The 15,157-nt window shown below is 71.3% G+C and carries 11 protein-coding genes; 1 reads left to right on the top strand and 10 read right to left on the bottom strand.

Annotated elements, in window-relative coordinates:
* Positions 1–77 precede the first annotated feature (77 nt).
* From ilvC to hemE, 10 genes are all read right to left on the bottom strand, one after another.
* Positions 78–1,088 (bottom strand): ketol-acid reductoisomerase, encoded by a 1,011-nt coding sequence (gene ilvC / locus DI269_RS04920; protein ID WP_112133999.1) that lies wholly within the window; start codon positions 1,086–1,088, stop codon positions 78–80.
* Positions 1,089–1,109: 21 nt separating this feature from the next.
* On the bottom strand, positions 1,110–1,637 hold the full coding sequence (gene ilvN, locus DI269_RS04915) for an acetolactate synthase small subunit (protein WP_112133998.1): 528 nt from the start codon (positions 1,635–1,637) through the stop codon (positions 1,110–1,112).
* A gap of 1 nt (position 1,638) precedes the next feature.
* Positions 1,639–3,519: an acetolactate synthase large subunit gene (locus DI269_RS04910; RefSeq protein WP_112133997.1), complete on the bottom strand. Its 1,881-nt coding sequence runs from the start codon at positions 3,517–3,519 to the stop codon at positions 1,639–1,641.
* Positions 3,520–3,746: 227 nt separating this feature from the next.
* Complete coding sequence (locus DI269_RS04905) at positions 3,747–6,461, bottom strand: putative bifunctional diguanylate cyclase/phosphodiesterase (protein ID WP_112133996.1); 2,715 nt, start codon at positions 6,459–6,461, stop codon at positions 3,747–3,749.
* Positions 6,462–6,564: 103 nt separating this feature from the next.
* Positions 6,565–8,148 carry a hypothetical protein gene (locus tag DI269_RS04900; RefSeq protein ID WP_112133995.1) on the bottom strand — a complete coding sequence of 528 codons (1,584 nt, stop codon included), beginning with the start codon at positions 8,146–8,148 and terminating at the stop codon, positions 6,565–6,567.
* Positions 8,149–8,268: 120 nt separating this feature from the next.
* Positions 8,269–10,113: a dihydroxy-acid dehydratase gene (ilvD, locus tag DI269_RS04895; protein WP_112133994.1), complete on the bottom strand. Its 1,845-nt coding sequence runs from the start codon at positions 10,111–10,113 to the stop codon at positions 8,269–8,271.
* A gap of 65 nt (positions 10,114–10,178) precedes the next feature.
* On the bottom strand, positions 10,179–10,604 hold the full coding sequence (locus DI269_RS04890) for a S24/S26 family peptidase (RefSeq protein ID WP_112133993.1): 426 nt from the start codon (positions 10,602–10,604) through the stop codon (positions 10,179–10,181).
* Positions 10,605–10,790: 186 nt separating this feature from the next.
* On the bottom strand, positions 10,791–11,504 hold the full coding sequence (hemQ, locus tag DI269_RS04880) for a hydrogen peroxide-dependent heme synthase (protein ID WP_232822624.1): 714 nt from the start codon (positions 11,502–11,504) through the stop codon (positions 10,791–10,793).
* A gap of 30 nt (positions 11,505–11,534) precedes the next feature.
* Entirely contained in the window at positions 11,535–12,950 is a 1,416-nt protein-coding gene (gene hemG, locus DI269_RS04875) for a protoporphyrinogen oxidase (protein WP_232822623.1), read from the bottom strand.
* Positions 12,947–13,984: a uroporphyrinogen decarboxylase gene (gene hemE, locus DI269_RS04870; RefSeq protein WP_198667159.1), complete on the bottom strand. Its 1,038-nt coding sequence runs from the start codon at positions 13,982–13,984 to the stop codon at positions 12,947–12,949. The genes hemG and hemE overlap by 4 nt, the downstream gene beginning before the upstream one ends.
* A gap of 210 nt (positions 13,985–14,194) precedes the next feature.
* Here hemE and DI269_RS04865 point away from each other — a divergent pair.
* A partial coding sequence (locus tag DI269_RS04865; protein ID WP_232822622.1) for an HRDC domain-containing protein occupies positions 14,195–15,157 on the top strand: 963 nt, incomplete at its 3' end.

The following is a 15,157-nucleotide window of genomic DNA, read 5'->3' as shown; positions in this document are numbered from 1 at the left end:
CGCTTCGCGGCGCCCGGCCCTCCGGTTCGCTTGAGACTTAAGCGGTCTCGGTGCAGATCACATGGATCACTCCGAGGCTACGCCGTCTCCGTGATCTTGCGCTGGACCCAGGGCATGAGGTCGCGCATCTTCTTGCCGACCTCTTCGATCGGGTGGTCGTTCTGCTCCTGCTGGAGCTTGGAGTAGTTCTCGCGCTTCTCGGCCTCGGCGACCCATTCCTTGGCGAAGGTGCCGTCCTGGATCTCGGTGAGGATGCGCTTCATCTCGGCCTTGGTGTCGGCGTTGACGACGCGGGGGCCGCGGGTGAGGCCGCCGTACTCGGCGGTGTCGGAGACGGAGTACCACATGTTGGCGATGCCGCCCTCGTAGATCATGTCCACGATGAGCTTGAGCTCGTGCAGGCACTCGAAGTAAGCGGCCTCGGGGGCGTAGCCCGCCTCGACCAGGGTCTCGAAGCCGGCCTTGATGAGCTCGGCGGCGCCGCCGCAGAGGACGGCCTGCTCGCCGAACAGGTCGGTCTCGGTCTCCTCCTTGAAGGTGGTCTTCAGGACGCCGGCGCGGGTGCCGCCGATGGCCTTCGCGTAGGCGAGGGCCACGGACTGGGTGTCGCCGGACGGGTCCTGCTCGACCGCGATGAGGGCGGGGACGCCCTTGCCGTCGACGAACTGGCGGCGGACCATGTGGCCCGGGCCCTTCGGGGCGACCATGGCGACGTTGACGTCCGCGGGGGCCTGGATCAGGTCGTAGCGGATGTTGAAGCCGTGGCCGAAGAACAGCGAGTTCCCGGCGGACAGATTGGGGGCGATCTCCTCGGCGTACAGCTTGGCCTGCGCGGTGTCGGGGACCAGGATCATGATGACGTCGGCCCAAGCGGCGGCCTCGGCCGGAGTGAGCACCTTCAGGCCCGCCTCCTCGGCCTTCGGACGCGACTTCGAGCCCTCCTGGAGGCCGACGGCCACCTCGACCCCGGAGTCCCGGAGGCTCAGCGAGTGGGCGTGGCCCTGCGAGCCGTAGCCGAGGACGGCGACCTTCTTGCCCTGGATGATGGCCAGGTCGGCGTCGTCGTCGTAGAACACTTCAGCGGACATGCGTTTGCTTCTCTTCCCTTGTTACTGCTGGCTATTCGGTGAGACGTAGCGCGACAGCGAGGCCATGGACTTGGCCCCCCGCCCCAGTGCGACCGTCCCCGACTGGACGAGCTCCTTGATCCCGAACGGCTCCAGGACTTCCAGGAACGCTTCGATCTTGTCGTGGTTCCCGGTGACCTCGAAGGTGACCGTGTCGGGTGTGACGTCGACCGAGCGGGCCTTGAACAGCTCGGCGGCGGCGATCACCTGGCCGCGGGTGGCGGCGTCGGCGCGGACCTTCACCAGCAGCAGTTCGCGCTGCACGGAGGAGCCCGCTTCCAGTTCCACGATCTTCAGCACGTGGATGAGCTTGTTGAGCTGCTTGGTGACCTGCTCCAGCGAGCCCGGCTCGACGTCCACCACGATGGTGATGCGGCTGACGCCGGGGTGCTCGGTCTCGCCGACGGCGAGGGAGTCGATGTTGAAGCCGCGCCTGGAGAACAGCGCGGAGACCCGGGCGAGGACGCCCGGCTTGTTCTCGACGAGGACGGAGAGCGTGTGCGTCGTCATGTCAGATCTCTCCCTCGTCGTCGAAGTTCGGGCGCACGTCGCGCGCGTACAGGATCTCGTCGTTGGAGACCCCGGCCGGGACCATCGGCCACACCATGGCGTCGGGGCCGACGGTGAAGTCGACGACCACGGGCCGGTCGTTGATCGCGTTGGCCTGCTGGATGATCGCGTCCACCTCGTCGGGGGTCTCGGCGCGCAGGCCGACGCAGCCGAGGGCCTCGGCGAGCTTCACGAAGTCCGGGACGCGCGGGGACGCCTCGGAGTGGTGGGTCGACAGGTTCGTGTTCGAGTAGCGCTTCCCGTAGAACAGGGTCTGCCACTGGCGGACCATGCCGAGGTTGCCGTTGTTGATGACCGCGACCTTGATCGGGATGCCCTCGATCGCGCAGGTCGCCAGCTCCTGGTTGGTCATCTGGAAGCACCCGTCGCCGTCGACGGCCCACACGGTGCGGTCCATCTCGCCGAGCTTGGCGCCCATGGCGGCCGGGACGGCGAAACCCATGGTGCCCAGGCCGCCGGAGTTCAGGAACGTGCCCGGCGCCTCGTACTTGATGAACTGCGAGGCCCACATCTGGTGCTGGCCCACGCCGGCGGTCCAGATGGTGTCGGCGGGGGCGAGCTCGCCGAGGCGCTGGATGACCCACTGCGGGGTCAGCAGCCCGTCGTCGATGTCGGTGTAGCCCAGCGGGTAACGGCCGCGCAGGTCGTCGAGGGTCTCCCACCAGGTCTTCAGGCGCTCCTTGCCGGGGTCGATGTACGCCTCGGTCATGGCGGCGACGGCGGCCTTGCAGTCGCCCACGATCGGGACGTCCACTTCGCGGTTCTTGCCGATCTCGGCCGGGTCGATGTCGACGTGGACGATCTTCGCCTCGGGTGCGAACGTGTCGAGCTTGCCGGTGACGCGGTCGTCGAAGCGTGCGCCCAGGGCGACGATGAGGTCGGCCTTCTGGAGCGCGTGCACCGCGGGCACCGTGCCGTGCATGCCGGGCATGCCCAGGTGCTGCGGGTGCGAGTCGGGGAAGGCGCCGCGGGCCATGAGCGTGGTGATGACGGGCGCGCCGGTCAGCTCGGCGAGTTCGCGCAGCTCGGCGTGGGCGCCGGACTTGACGACGCCGCCGCCGACGTAGAGCACGGGGCGCTTGGCGTCGGCGATGAGCGCGGCGGCCTCGCGGATCTGCTTGCCGTGCGGCTGCGTCGTGGGCCGGTACCCGGGCAGGTCCATCTTGGGCGGCCACACGAACGGGGCGGTGCCGCTGAGGATGTCCTTGGGGATGTCGACGAGGACGGGGCCGGGCCGGCCGGAGGCGGCCACGTAGAACGCCTCGGCGAGCACGCGCGGGATCTCCTCGCCGGTGGTCACCAGGTACGAGTGCTTGGTGATCGGCATGGTGATGCCGACGATGTCGGCCTCCTGGAAGGCGTCCGTGCCGATCGCGGTCGAGGCGACCTGGCCGGTGATGGCCACGATCGGGACCGAGTCCATGTGGGCGTCGGCGAGCGGGGTCACCAGGTTGGTCGCGCCGGGGCCGGAGGTGGCCATGCACACGCCGACCTTGCCGGTGGCGAGGGCGTAGCCCTGGGCGGCGTGGCCGGCGCCCTGCTCGTGGCGGACGAGGATGTGGCGCACCTTCTCGGAGTCCAGGAGCGGGTCGTAGGCCGGGAGGATCGCGCCGCCGGGGATGCCGAAGACCGCTTCGACTTCGAGCTCTTCGAGGGCGCGGACGACGGCCTGCGCCCCGGTGAGGACCGGCGCGGCGGCGGGAGCGCCGAGCGGGGGTGCGGGCCTGGGTGCCTTCGGCCTCGCGGGCTGAGCGTTCGCGGCCTGCGACCCCGCCTTCGGGGCCTGCGGCCCTGGCTTGGGTGCCTTCACTGGTGTGCTCATGTCCTTCGTCCAATAGGGAGATGTGGCTGGTTCGACATGCTGCGTCGTTCCCCGGGCAGAAAAAATCGCCCGCGTGCTAAGACGCACGGGGCGAGCGCACCGTCGGAGAACGACGGTGCGCTAGGTAAGTACTACGACGAGCGGCCGGGCGGCGAAGGCCTCGGTCGCGTTCTGGTTGTAGTTCTGCTGCGGCACGCCCCCCATGATTCACGATTCCGGCCCGTGAGTCAACTTTTCTCAGACTCCGGGACGTCGGTCGGCGTGTCGCGGGGCTCGGGGACGGTGTACGCCTCGGACGCGAGGGCCCGCGGCTCCTCGGTGAGCCAGCGCGTCAGGTCGTCGGGGTCCATGGGCTTGGCGAGCAGGTAGCCCTGCACGAGCGGCGCCTGCGCGGCGATCATGGCGTTGAGCTGGAGGTCGGTCTCGACGCCTTCGGCGATGACCTCCATGCCGAGGATGCGGCCGAGGGCGACGGTGACGGCGGCGAGGGGGCCGACGCCGCCGTCGTCCTTGGCGATGAGGTCGCGGTCGATCTTGATGATGTCGACGGGGAGGCGTTCGAGCTGGCCGAGGGAGGAGTACCCGGATCCGAAGTCGTCCAAGGCGATCCGCACGCCGGCGCCGCGCAGGGCGCCGAGCTGGGCGATGAGGGTGTTCATCTGGTGGGAGAAGTCGTGCTCGGTGACTTCGAGCACGAGGCGCTTGGCGGGGACGCCGGCGGCGATGAGCGCGGTGTTGACCTCGGTGGCGAACAGGTGGGTGTGGAGCTCCTTGACGGAGACGTTCACGGAGATCCAGGCCTTGATGCCGCCGGTCTGCCAGGCGGCGAGCTGCTCGGCGGCGCGGTTGACGGTCCACACGGCGAGGTCCTGGGTGAGGCCGGATTCGGTTGCGGCGGGGATGAACTCGCCGGGGCTGACCTGGCCGAGGCGGGGGTGGTTCCAGCGCAGGAGGGCTTCGGCGCCGACGATGGTGCGGTCGGTGACGTCGAAGACGGGCTGGTAGACCAGGCGCAGTTCGTCGCGGCCGATGGCGCCGCGCAGCTCCTGGCTGAGTTCGTTCTTGCGGCGCACGAGGCGGTCGAACTCGGCGTCGTAGGTGGCGTGGCGGTTCTTGCCGGCCTGCTTGGCGGCGCGGAGGGCGAGGTCGGCGTTGCGCAGCAGCAGTTCGGGGTCGCCGAGTCCTTCTGCGGCCGTGGCGATGCCGACGGAGCCGGTGACGAAGACGGTGGACTCGTCGTGGAACTCGTAGGGTTCGCTGAGGCGGGAGACGAGGGCCTTGGCGGTGGCGACGGCTTCGGACCAGCTGGCGCGCAGCAGTATCGCGAACTCGTCGCCGCCGAGGCGGGCGCCGACGTCGGTGGGGCGCAGGAGTTCCTTGATGCGGCGGGAGACCTCGACGAGGAGTTCGTCGCCGAAGTCGTGGCCGCGGGTGTCGTTGACGTTCTTGAAGCCGTCGAGGTCGAGCAGGAGGAGCGCGGTCTGGTGCTCTTCGGCGGCGACGCCGTCTTCGAGGCTCTGGAGGAGGGCGCGGCGGTTGGCGAGGCCGGTGAGGGGGTCGGAGTACGCCATGCGGGCGAGTTCGGTCTCCAGGCTGCGGCGGGCGCCGACGTCCTCGACGCGGGCGACGAGGCCGCGCACCTGGGGGCGGCCGCGGAGGTCGGTGACGACGGTCTCGGTGTGGCGCCAGCGGCGGGCGGAGTCGCGGACGCGGATGTTGAGGGAGACCTGGCCGGTGTGGCTGAGGCCGTCGAGGAGGGTGCGCAGGTCCTCTTCGGTGCCGCGGCGGTCGTCGATGTGGACGAGGTCGAGGAAGGAGGCGCCGACGCAGGTGCCGGCCTCGGTGGCGGGCCGCCAGGCGGAGTCCTCGGGGTGCCAGGTGACGGTGAGGTCGGGGTCGAGGACGAGGACGGTGTCGGAGGCGACGCCGACGATCGCGGAGAGGCGGCGCTGCCGGGCGGCCGCCTCGCCGGTGACGCGTCGGACGTCGAAGTAGGTGAGGGTGAGTCTGGCGCCGAGGGCGCCGACGGCGGCGAGGCCGAGGAGGGTCGCGTCGAGCGGGAGGGTGCCTCGGGTGGCGCCGTTGATGAGGACGGCGGCGGCCGCGAGGGCGCCGGCGCCGGCCATGACGGTGTAGTGGACGCCGGGGTAGTTCGGCTTGTCGACGGGGGCGGGCTTCTGGGTGCGGGCGAGGAAGGTGACGCCGAGGAGGGCCGCGCAGGTGGCGACCCACAGGACGGACCACCACAGGACGCGGTCCTCGGGGCGGCCCCACTGCCAGGCGACGAAGGTGGAGAGGCCGGTGAAGTGGACGGCGAAGACGGCGACGTACGCGAAGGCGTGGCGGCGGCGCCAGCGCTGGATGCGGAAGGTGGTGGTGAAGCCGACGCCGAGCATGACGATGCCCATCATGCCGGGGATGACGATGGCGAGGTCGCCTTCGCCGAGGGGGCCGCGCATCTGGGCGAACAGGGGGCGGGCGAAGAGGGTCCAGGCGAAGAAGAGGGCGCACAGGCCGACGAAGGAGCCGTCGACGAGGCGCCGCTGGACCGCTTGGGGCTCCCAGCCGCTGTCGGGCAGGCGCAGGAGGGCGAGGGCCCAGAGGACGACGGAGGCGGCGAAGCCGGTGCCGGCGACGGAGTCGGCGGCGGGGTCGGGGAGCCAGCAGGAGGCGGCGAAGGCCGCGGCCATGGTCTGGATGCCGGCGGCCATGAGCTGGTAGGTGGGGCGGCGTCCGGCGGCGATGCGTCCGGCGGCGCGCCACATGAGGGAGCCGGCGCAGGCCGCGCCGACGGAGCCGAGCGCGGCGGCGGTGCCGGGGGCGATGCTCCCCGGGGAGGTCTGGAGTCCGACGACTATGGCCGCGGTCAGCACGGAGCACCAGACTGCGGCGGTCGCGGTCCACGACAGCAGCTGCCGGACGCGACGGGGGGTTGCGGTCATCCACTGGCCCAATCGTAGGAAGCCTCGTGCATTACAGGATGCCGCATGGTCCGCTGCACCGGTACGGGGCCCTTCGCGTATTGCATTCGATTGCAGCGGGTGACTACTCGGTCGCTCCGGCGGGTGCGGGGAGGGCGGCGAGGAGGCGTTCGAGGGCGGTGCGGTCGGCGCGGTGGGCGGCGGCGTGCTCCTTGTCGGCGGTGTCGGCGTCGGCGCGGGCGGCGAAGAGGGCGGCGCGGAAGTCGGCGAGGCGCTCGTCGCGCTTCTCGGTCTCCTTGCGGGCCTTGGTCTTGTCGCCGCGGTAGACGAGGACGGGGATGAGGACGGCGAGGGCGGCGACGACAGCGAGGGCCCACTGGCCGAAGGCGGCGAGGCCGAGCGCGAGGGCGCCGAGGCCGGCCGCAATGGTGGTGAACAGCGGTTTCGAGGGGCCGCCGGTGGAGAAGCCGCGGCCGATGCGCTCTTCGGCGCCGGTGAGGGCGTCGGCGGCGTGGCCGGAGGCGGTGACGTCGATGGTCTCGCCGCGGCGCCTGACGGCGATGACCGTGGGCTCGGGGGCCGCGAGGTTCGCGTGGGCGTGTTCGAGGCGGGCGCGCAGGAGCGGCGCGGTGAGGTCGAGTGCCAGGCGGCGCAGGGCGACCGGGGCCTCGGGGTCGAAGAGGTCGCGGCGTAGGAGCGCGGCGGGGGTCCCGGAGGGCTCGGCCCAGGAGGGGCGGCTGCGGTCGGGGCCGTCGTCGAGGCCGAGGGAGTCCATCTCGTCGACGATGGGGTACTCGGCGGGGCTCGGTTCCTCGATGAGCTCTTCGAGGTAGCGGCGCCAGCGGCCGTCCGCGCGTTCGAGTCCGGCGAGGTCGACGTGCGCGGGCTCGGCGGCGAGGTGGGCGCGCAGGGCGCTGGACGACTCGGCGACCGTGGGCGTCTTCCCTTCGGCCGCACCGAATCCGGCGATGGCGCGGTCCCATTCGGCGGTCTCGGCCTCGTCGACTTTCTCGGGGTCGAACAGTTCGCGCAGGCGCCCGGTGAGCTGCACGAGGGCGGGCGGGCCGAAGGCGCCGAGCGCGGCGTGCTCCCACAGGGCGCGCCAGCCGTTCGCGATCAGGCCGGAGTCGCACTCGCCGAGGTCGGCGGGGTCGTGGATGAGGCGCAGGAACGCGGCGTCGACGAGGACCGCCTGGCCGAAGCAGCGGCCGACGGCGAGGTTGAACAGCTCGGCGCGGACGGCGTCCCGGCCGCGGGCGGCGTCGAGCCCGGTGGTGAGGCCGGTGGCGGGGGCCTTGGCATTCGCGCCGGGGCGGCCGCGCAGCAGCAGCGGCAGGATGGCCGCGGCGGCGGGCGGGAGCCAGTACCCGGGCAGGTCCGGGAGGTCGGGGAGGCGGGCGGGGCGGCCTTCGGCGAGTGCGCGGAACGCGCTGCGGATCTCGCGCCGCGCGTGGTTCTCGTCGAGTTCGAGGAGTCGGAAGCGCAGGTCGGTCCAGGTGAGGAGGAGCCCGACCTGGTCGGCGACGGCTTCGACGCGGGAGTCGACCTCCTTGAGGCCCTTGCCGATCGCGCTGTGGACGGATTCGAGGTCGCGGCGCCTGGCCCGGCGCTCGGCGCCGACCGCGTCGTTGAGCTCGTTGATCGCGGCGGTCTGCGACCACTCCTGGCTGAAGTCCGACCAGTTCCACTGGCTGACATAGCGGGCCATGCGGCTGCTCCGGGGGCTGAGGGATGAGGGCGGTTTCATTCTGCCCCGAGAACGCCACCGGCGGAGCCCTCCGTTCGGAGGACCCCGCCGAGGATCATATGTCCTAATGCGACACGGGCGCTAGTTCACCTTGCGGACCGCGCCGTCACTGGCCGGAGTCGCCATCGCCGCGTACGCCTGGAGCGCGCGGGAGACCACCCGGTCGCGGTCCACGGGCGTGTAGGGCTGCTCGCGCTTCTCCTGCGCCAGACGGCGCTCGGTCAGCACCGCGTCGGTGACCTTGAGTTCGAGCTTGCGGTTCGGGATGTCGATCTCGATGAGGTCGCCGGTCTCCACGAGCGCGATGAGCCCGCCGCCCGCGGCCTCGGGGCTCACGTGCCCGATCGACAGACCCGAAGTGCCGCCGGAGAAGCGGCCGTCGGTGATGAGCGCGCACTTGCGGCCCAGGCCGCGGCCCTTGAGGAACGAGGTCGGGTACAGCATCTCCTGCATGCCGGGGCCGCCCTTGGGGCCCTCGTAGCGGATGACCACGACCTCGCCTTCGACCACGGACTTGTCGAGGATGCCCTGCACCGCGTCGTCCTGCGACTCGAAGACGTGCGCCGGACCGGTGAACGTCCAGTTCTCCTCGGGCACACCGGCGACCTTGACGACGCAGCCGTCCTCGGCGAGGTTCCCGAACAGGACCGCGAGCCCGCCGTCCTTGGTGTACGCGTGCTCCACGGAGCGGATGCACCCGTCCTCGGCGTCGGTGTCGAGGGTCTTCCAGCGGTTCGCCGTCGAGAACGCCTGCGTGGTGCGGACATTGCCGGGGGCGGCGTGGAACAGCTCGATCGCCTCGGGGGCCGTGGCGCCGCTGCGGATGTCCCACTTGCCAAGCCACGTGTCGAGCGAGTCGGCGTGGATGGAGTGGACGTCGTCGTTGAGCAGGCCCCCGCGGTACAGCTCGCCGAGGATCGCGGGGATGCCGCCGGCGCGGTGGACGTCCTCCATGTGGTACTTCTGCGAGTTCGGGGCGACCTTCGACAGGCACGGCACGCGGCGCGAGATCGCGTCGATGTCGGCGACGCTGAAGTCCAGCTCGGCCTCGCGGGCCGCCGCCAGCAGGTGCAGGATCGTGTTCGTCGAGCCGCCCATGGCCACGTCGAGGGCCATCGCGTTCTCGAAGGCCCCGCGGGAGGCGATGTTGCGCGGCAGGACCGACTCGTCGTCCTGCTCGTAGTAGCGCTTCGCCAGGTCCATCACGACGCGCCCGGCCTCGGAGAACAGCTCGCGGCGCGAGGCGTGGGTGGCGAGGGTGGAGCCGTTGCCCGGCAGCGACAGGCCCATGGCCTCGGTCAGGCAGTTCATCGAGTTCGCGGTGAACATGCCCGAACAGGAGCCGCAGGTCGGACAGGCCGCCTCCTCCATCTTGAGCAGCTGCGCGTCCGAGACGTCGTCGTTCGCGGCGGCGATCATCGGGTCGATCAGGTCGAGCTTCTGGGTGACGATGCCGTCGTTGTCGATGGTCTTGCCAGCCTCCATGGGCCCGCCCGAGACGAACACGACCGGGATGTTCAACCGCAGCGCGGCCATCAGCATCCCCGGCGTGATCTTGTCGCAGTTGGAGATGCACACCAGAGCATCCGCGCAATGCGCGTTCACCATGTACTCCACCGAATCCGCGATGATCTCCCGGCTGGGCAGCGAATACAGCATCCCCGCATGCCCCATCGCGATCCCGTCGTCCACGGCGATCGTATGGAACTCCTTCGACACCCCGCCCGCCGCCGCGATCGACTCCGCGACGATGTCACCCATGTCCTTGAGATGCACGTGCCCCGGCACGAACTGCGTATACGAGTTCGCGATCGCCACGATCGGCTTCCCGAAATCGGAATCGGTCATACCGGTAGCGCGCCACAGCGCGCGAGCACCCGCCATCTGACGGCCGTGCGTGGAAGTACGAGAACGAAGCGCTGGCATGGCTCAAGTCTGCCACGTCTCGAATACCGGGATCCCGCGCCCGGTGGTTAGGATCGCCTATCCTGTCAGAAACCGCGCACCATCGTGCCGAAGATCATCTTCTCCGGGCAGGGCCCGTGGCGGCGCGAGTCCTCCCCCGCCGGGTTGTCGCCGAGCAGGTAGTAGTGCCCGGCCGGGACCGCCTCGGCCGAACCGGGCGCGGTCTCGCCCGGCCCGGCGGCGACGCGCTTGATCCACCAGGGGGCCTTGAGCCGCCGGATCTCGGCCCAGCCGAGCTCCGGGTCCGGGGCCGCGACCACGACGATGTCACCGGTCTGGATCCGCTTGGTGCGCTTGGCGAGGACCTCGTCGCCGTCCTTGAGCGCGGGCTCCATGGAGGCGCCCTCGACCTTGACGAGGACCCAGCGGCGCCGCAGCTGACGCACGCTCTCCACCGTGAGCGCCACCGCCACGATGAGCAGCAGCGGGTAGAACCAGTAAGAAGAGGCCATCGATGCCGTCGTCCTCCGGCTCGTCGCGCTTCTTGCGGAAGCGCTCGAACATGCTGAAGCTGGTGAGCCCGAGCGCGGCCATGACCGCGAGCACCGCGTACGCGAACGCGACGATGACCACGAGCATGATCACGAAGTTGGCGATCACCAGGGGGCCGGAGCCGACGGGAGCGTCCATCTCACCCACTACGGGAGGTCGTTGATGATGTCGGTGATCGAGCGGCGTTTGCCGGTGAAGAACGGGATCTCCTCGCGCACATGGCGTCGCGCCCCGGAGGCCCGCAGCTCGCGCATGAGGTCCACGATCCGGTGCAGCTCGTCGGCCTCGAACGCGAGGATCCACTCGTAGTCGCCGAGCGAGAACGCCGGGACGGTGTTGGCGCGCACGTCGGGGTAGTCGCGGGCCATCTGGCCGTGCTCGCGCAGCAGGTCGCGCCGCTCCTCCTCGGGGAGCAGGTACCACTCGTAGGACCGCACGAACGGGTAGACGCTCACGTAGCCGCGCGGCTCCTCGGTGAGGAACGCCGGGAGGTGGCTGCGGTTGAACTCGGCGGGCCGGTGCAGGGCCATGTTCGACCAGACCGGGGCGAGGTGGCGCCCGAGCGGGGAGCGGCGGAAGTCCGAGTACGCCTTCTGGAGGTCGTCGCTGGACTCGGCGTGCCACCAGATCATGAGGTCGGCGTCGGCGCGCATCCCGGTGAGGTCGTAGGTGCCGCGCACGGTCACGCCGTGGTCCCCGCAGTGCTTCTTGAAGAACGCCTCCATGTCGCCGGCGAGGTCCTGCCGGATCGACGGCATCGGCTCCTCGACGGCGAACACCGACCACAGGGTGTACCGGATGGTGTCGTTGAGCTCCTTGATCCGCGCGGCGTTGGGATTGTTGGACTGGCGTTCAGTCACGGTGCGGCCCTTCTACTTCTGCTTCAACAACTACTGTGCCCATTCTCGCTTCGCAAGCTTCAGCGAGGCTGCGATGCTATCCGCCGCGGCCTGCCCGGAGGCGATGCAGGCGGCGATGCCGACGCCGTCGACGGCGGCACCGGCGATCGCGAGGCCGCGGTGGCGGGCCAGCGCCTCGCGGGCGGCGGCCACCCGGGCATTGTGCCCGGGGGCGTACTGCGGGAGGGCCCCGCCCCAGCGGTCGATGCGCTGCTCGACCGGTTCGGGCAGGCGCTGCCCGAGGTGCTCGCCGAGTTCGCGCAGGGCGGTCTTGGCGAGGGTCGCGTCGTCGTACTGGAGGAGCGCCTCCTCGCCGAGGCGGCCCATGGAGACGCGCACGATCTGGCGGCGGCGGCCCAGGTGCGGCCATTTCTTGGAGGCGAAGGTGGCGGCCTTGACGGTCTTGCCTTCGGAGGCGGGGGTCAGGAAGCCCGAGCGCTCGGGGAGGTCGATCTGGTCGAAGGCGAACGCGGCCAAGGCGACCGAGGCGTAGGCGACGCCGGAGAGCGCGGCGGCGGCCTCGGGCGAGACGGCGCGGAGCAGGTCGGCGGCGGGCGAGGCGGGGACGGCGACGATCACGGCGTCGGCGTTGACCTTGATGGGGTCGGGGACGGGGCCGGTGATGACCTCCCAGCCGTCTGCGGTCGGGCGCAGTTCGCGGACGGTCATGCCGAGGCGGATCTCGGCGCGGGCGGCGGCGGAGGTCGCGGTGACGAGCCGGTCGAGGCCGCCGTCGATGGTCGCGAACACGGGTTTGCCGGTGGCGGGCCTCTTGATCTCCGCGACGGCGTCGGTCAGGCGCGCATGGCGTTCGAGCGCGGCGGCGAGCTGGGGCATGACGGCGCGCACGGAGAGCCGGTCGACGTCCCCGGCGTAGACGCCCGCGAGCATCGGGGAGACGAGCCGGTCGAGGACCTCGTCGCCGAGGCGCGACCGGACGAGTTCGCCCACGGACATGTCCTGGCCCGCTTCGAGGATGGGGAGGCCGTTGTCGGGGCGCTCCTTGGCGTTCGCGATGGCGGCGACGTCGGCGGGGTCCCCGGGGATGCCCATCATGTGCCCGGCGGGGAAGTCGACGAGTTCGCCGCCGAGGCTCAGCGCCGGTTTCAAGGCCGCGGGGTAGACGATCGCGTCGCCCAGGCCGACCGCGCGGGCGAGGTCGAGGGCCTCGGGCCGGGCGGCGAGGAGCGATTCGGCGCCGGTCTCGACCGGGCGTCCGGCGAAGTCGACGGTGCGGATCTTGCCGCCCAGGCGCATCGACTGCTCGGCGACGATGATCTCGGCCTCGGGGCCGAGGAGTTCGCGCAGGCGGTGCGCGGCGGCGACGCCGGTGATGCCGGCGCCCGCGACGAGCACCCGAGTGCGCCCGGGGGTCCCGGTGACGCGGGCGGGCGTCATGGGGCTCATCGCGTCGTGGTTTCGTGCACGCGGTCGACGACGAGCTTCAGCTTCTCCGGGTCGGAGTCGGGGAGGACGCCGTGCCCGAGGTTGAAGATGTGGGCCTTCGCGGCCTTGCCCGCGGCGACGACGGCGTCGGTCTCGGCGAGCAGCGGGGCCTCGTCGGAGAGGATCGCGGCCGGGTCGAGGTTCCCCTGGAGGACCTTGCCGGGCAGGCGCTTCGCGGCCTGGTCGAGCGGGATGCGGAAGTCGACGCCGGAGATCTCGGCGCCGGTCTCGGACATCGCTTCGAGGAGGTGCCCGGTGCCGACGCCGAAGTGGATGCGCGGCACCGACTGGGCGACGCCCGCCAGCGCGGCGGTGGAGTGCGGCAGGGCGAACTTGCGGTAGTCGGCCTCGGAGAGGGCCCCGGCCCAGGAGTCGAAGAGCTGCACGGCCTTCGCGCCGGCCTCGACCTGGACGCGGAGGAACTCGCCGCAGATGGCGGCGAGGCGGGAGGCGATGGCGTGCCAGACCTCTGGCTGGGAGCGCATGAGCGCCTTGGTCTTCGCGTGGTCGCGGGAGGGGCCGCCCTCGATGAGGTAGGAGGCGAGGGTGAACGGGGCGCCGGCGAAGCCGATGAGCGGGGTCGACCCGAGCTCCTTGCCGAGCAGGCCGATGGCCTCGGTGATGTAGGGGACGTCGCACGGGTCGAGGTTGCGCAGGCGCTTGACGTCGGCCTCGGTGCGGAAGGGCTCGGCGACGACGGGCCCGACGCCGGGGACGATCTCGATGTCGACGCCGACGGCGGCGATGGGGACGACGATGTCGGAGAAGAAGATCGCGGCGTCGACGCCGTAGCGGCGCACCGGCTGCATCGTGATCTCGCAGACGAGCTCGGGGGTGCGGCAGGCTTCGAGCATCGAGGTGCCGGCGCGGGCCTCCTTGTACTCGGGGAGGGACCGCCCGGCCTGGCGCATGAACCAGACGGGGGTGCGGCTGGGCTCCTCACCGCGGCAGGCCGCGAGGAACGGGGACTCTGACGAGGAAGCAGCATTGACCACGAGCCCATCCTTGCACGGCCCTCCGCGGTCCGCCCGCAGCGGCGAGTGCGATGTGGCCCGCACCGGAAGGGGCACTGTGAGGGAGGTCGAACGGAGCGGCCGTCCACGGTAGAGGAGCAAAGGGGTGATTAGCCCACTATCGGGTGGAAATCGGTCTCCTGCCCGGCGGGGCAGTAGCGCGCGCAGGTTACCTGCCCGTACGGTGAACAGGTGACCGATCCCCAGCCCGAACCAGAAGCCGCACTCCTCACCGAGCCGCGCGAAGGCATGCCCCCGCTGATCCAGACGTCCGCGGATCTCGCCGAGGCCGCCGAGCGCCTCGAAGCCGGTTCGGGCCCGATCGCCATCGACACCGAGCGCGCCTCGGGCTTCCGCTATTCGGGCCGGGCCTACCTCATCCAGCTGCGGCGCGCCGGTTCGGGCACGATCCTCATCGACCCCATCCCGATCGACGACCTGGAGCCGCTGCGCCGCGCCCTCGCCGGCCCCGAGTGGATCCTGCACGCCGCCAGCCAGGACCTCCCCTGCCTCGAAGAGCTCGACCTGCACCCCGCGCGCCTGTTCGACACCGAGCTGGCCGCGCGCCTGTGCGACTTCGAGAAGGTCGGCCTCGCCTCGATCACCGAGCAGCTCCTCGGATACCGGCTCGAAAAGCAGCACTCGGCGGCCGACTGGTCCTCGCGCCCGCTCCCCCACGACTGGCTCGTGTACGCCGCCCTCGACGTCGAGCTCCTCATCGAACTGCGCGGCAAGCTCGCCGCCGAACTCGCCAAGCAGGGCAAGTCCGCCTGGGCCGAGGCCGAGTTCGAGCACGTGCGCACCGCGGGCCCGCCCAAGCCCCGCAAGGAGCCGTGGCGGCGCACCAGCGGCATCCACAAGGTCCGCGGCGCCAAGGCCCTCGGCCGCGTGCGCGCGGTGTGGGAGGCCCGGGACGCCTTGGCGCGCAAGCTCGACCGCGCGCCCGGGAAGGTCCTGCCGGACGCGGCGATCGTGGAGGCGGCGACCTCCGACCCGACCGACTTCGCGGAGCTGATGAGCCTGCCGGGGTTCCGGCGCCGCGGCGGGCGCACGAACGCGCGGCTGTGGCTGGCGGCGCTCACGGACGCGCGCACCGTCCCCGCCGACGAGCTGCCGTCGACGACCCCGCCCCAGGACGGCCCGCCCGCGACGCAC

This window comes from Glycomyces dulcitolivorans, assembly GCF_003265355.1.
Taxonomy (GTDB): Bacteria; Actinomycetota; Actinomycetes; order Mycobacteriales; family Micromonosporaceae; genus Glycomyces; species Glycomyces dulcitolivorans.
This window is presented reverse-complemented; position numbering and strand designations above follow the sequence as displayed.

Coding starts and splice junctions, on each gene's coding strand:
- ilvC (WP_112133999.1), bottom strand. CDS start 1,088: ATGTCCGCTGAAGTGTTCTACGACGACGACGCCGACCTGGCCATCATC.
- ilvN (WP_112133998.1), bottom strand. CDS start 1,637: ATGACGACGCACACGCTCTCCGTCCTCGTCGAGAACAAGCCGGGCGTC.
- DI269_RS04910 (WP_112133997.1), bottom strand. CDS start 3,519: ATGAGCACACCAGTGAAGGCACCCAAGCCAGGGCCGCAGGCCCCGAAG.
- DI269_RS04905 (WP_112133996.1), bottom strand. CDS start 6,461: ATGACCGCAACCCCCCGTCGCGTCCGGCAGCTGCTGTCGTGGACCGCG.
- DI269_RS04900 (WP_112133995.1), bottom strand. CDS start 8,148: ATGGCCCGCTATGTCAGCCAGTGGAACTGGTCGGACTTCAGCCAGGAG.
- ilvD (WP_112133994.1), bottom strand. CDS start 10,113: ATGCCAGCGCTTCGTTCTCGTACTTCCACGCACGGCCGTCAGATGGCG.
- DI269_RS04890 (WP_112133993.1), bottom strand. CDS start 10,604: ATGGCCTCTTCTTACTGGTTCTACCCGCTGCTGCTCATCGTGGCGGTG.
- hemG (WP_232822623.1), bottom strand. CDS start 12,950: ATGAGCCCCATGACGCCCGCCCGCGTCACCGGGACCCCCGGGCGCACT.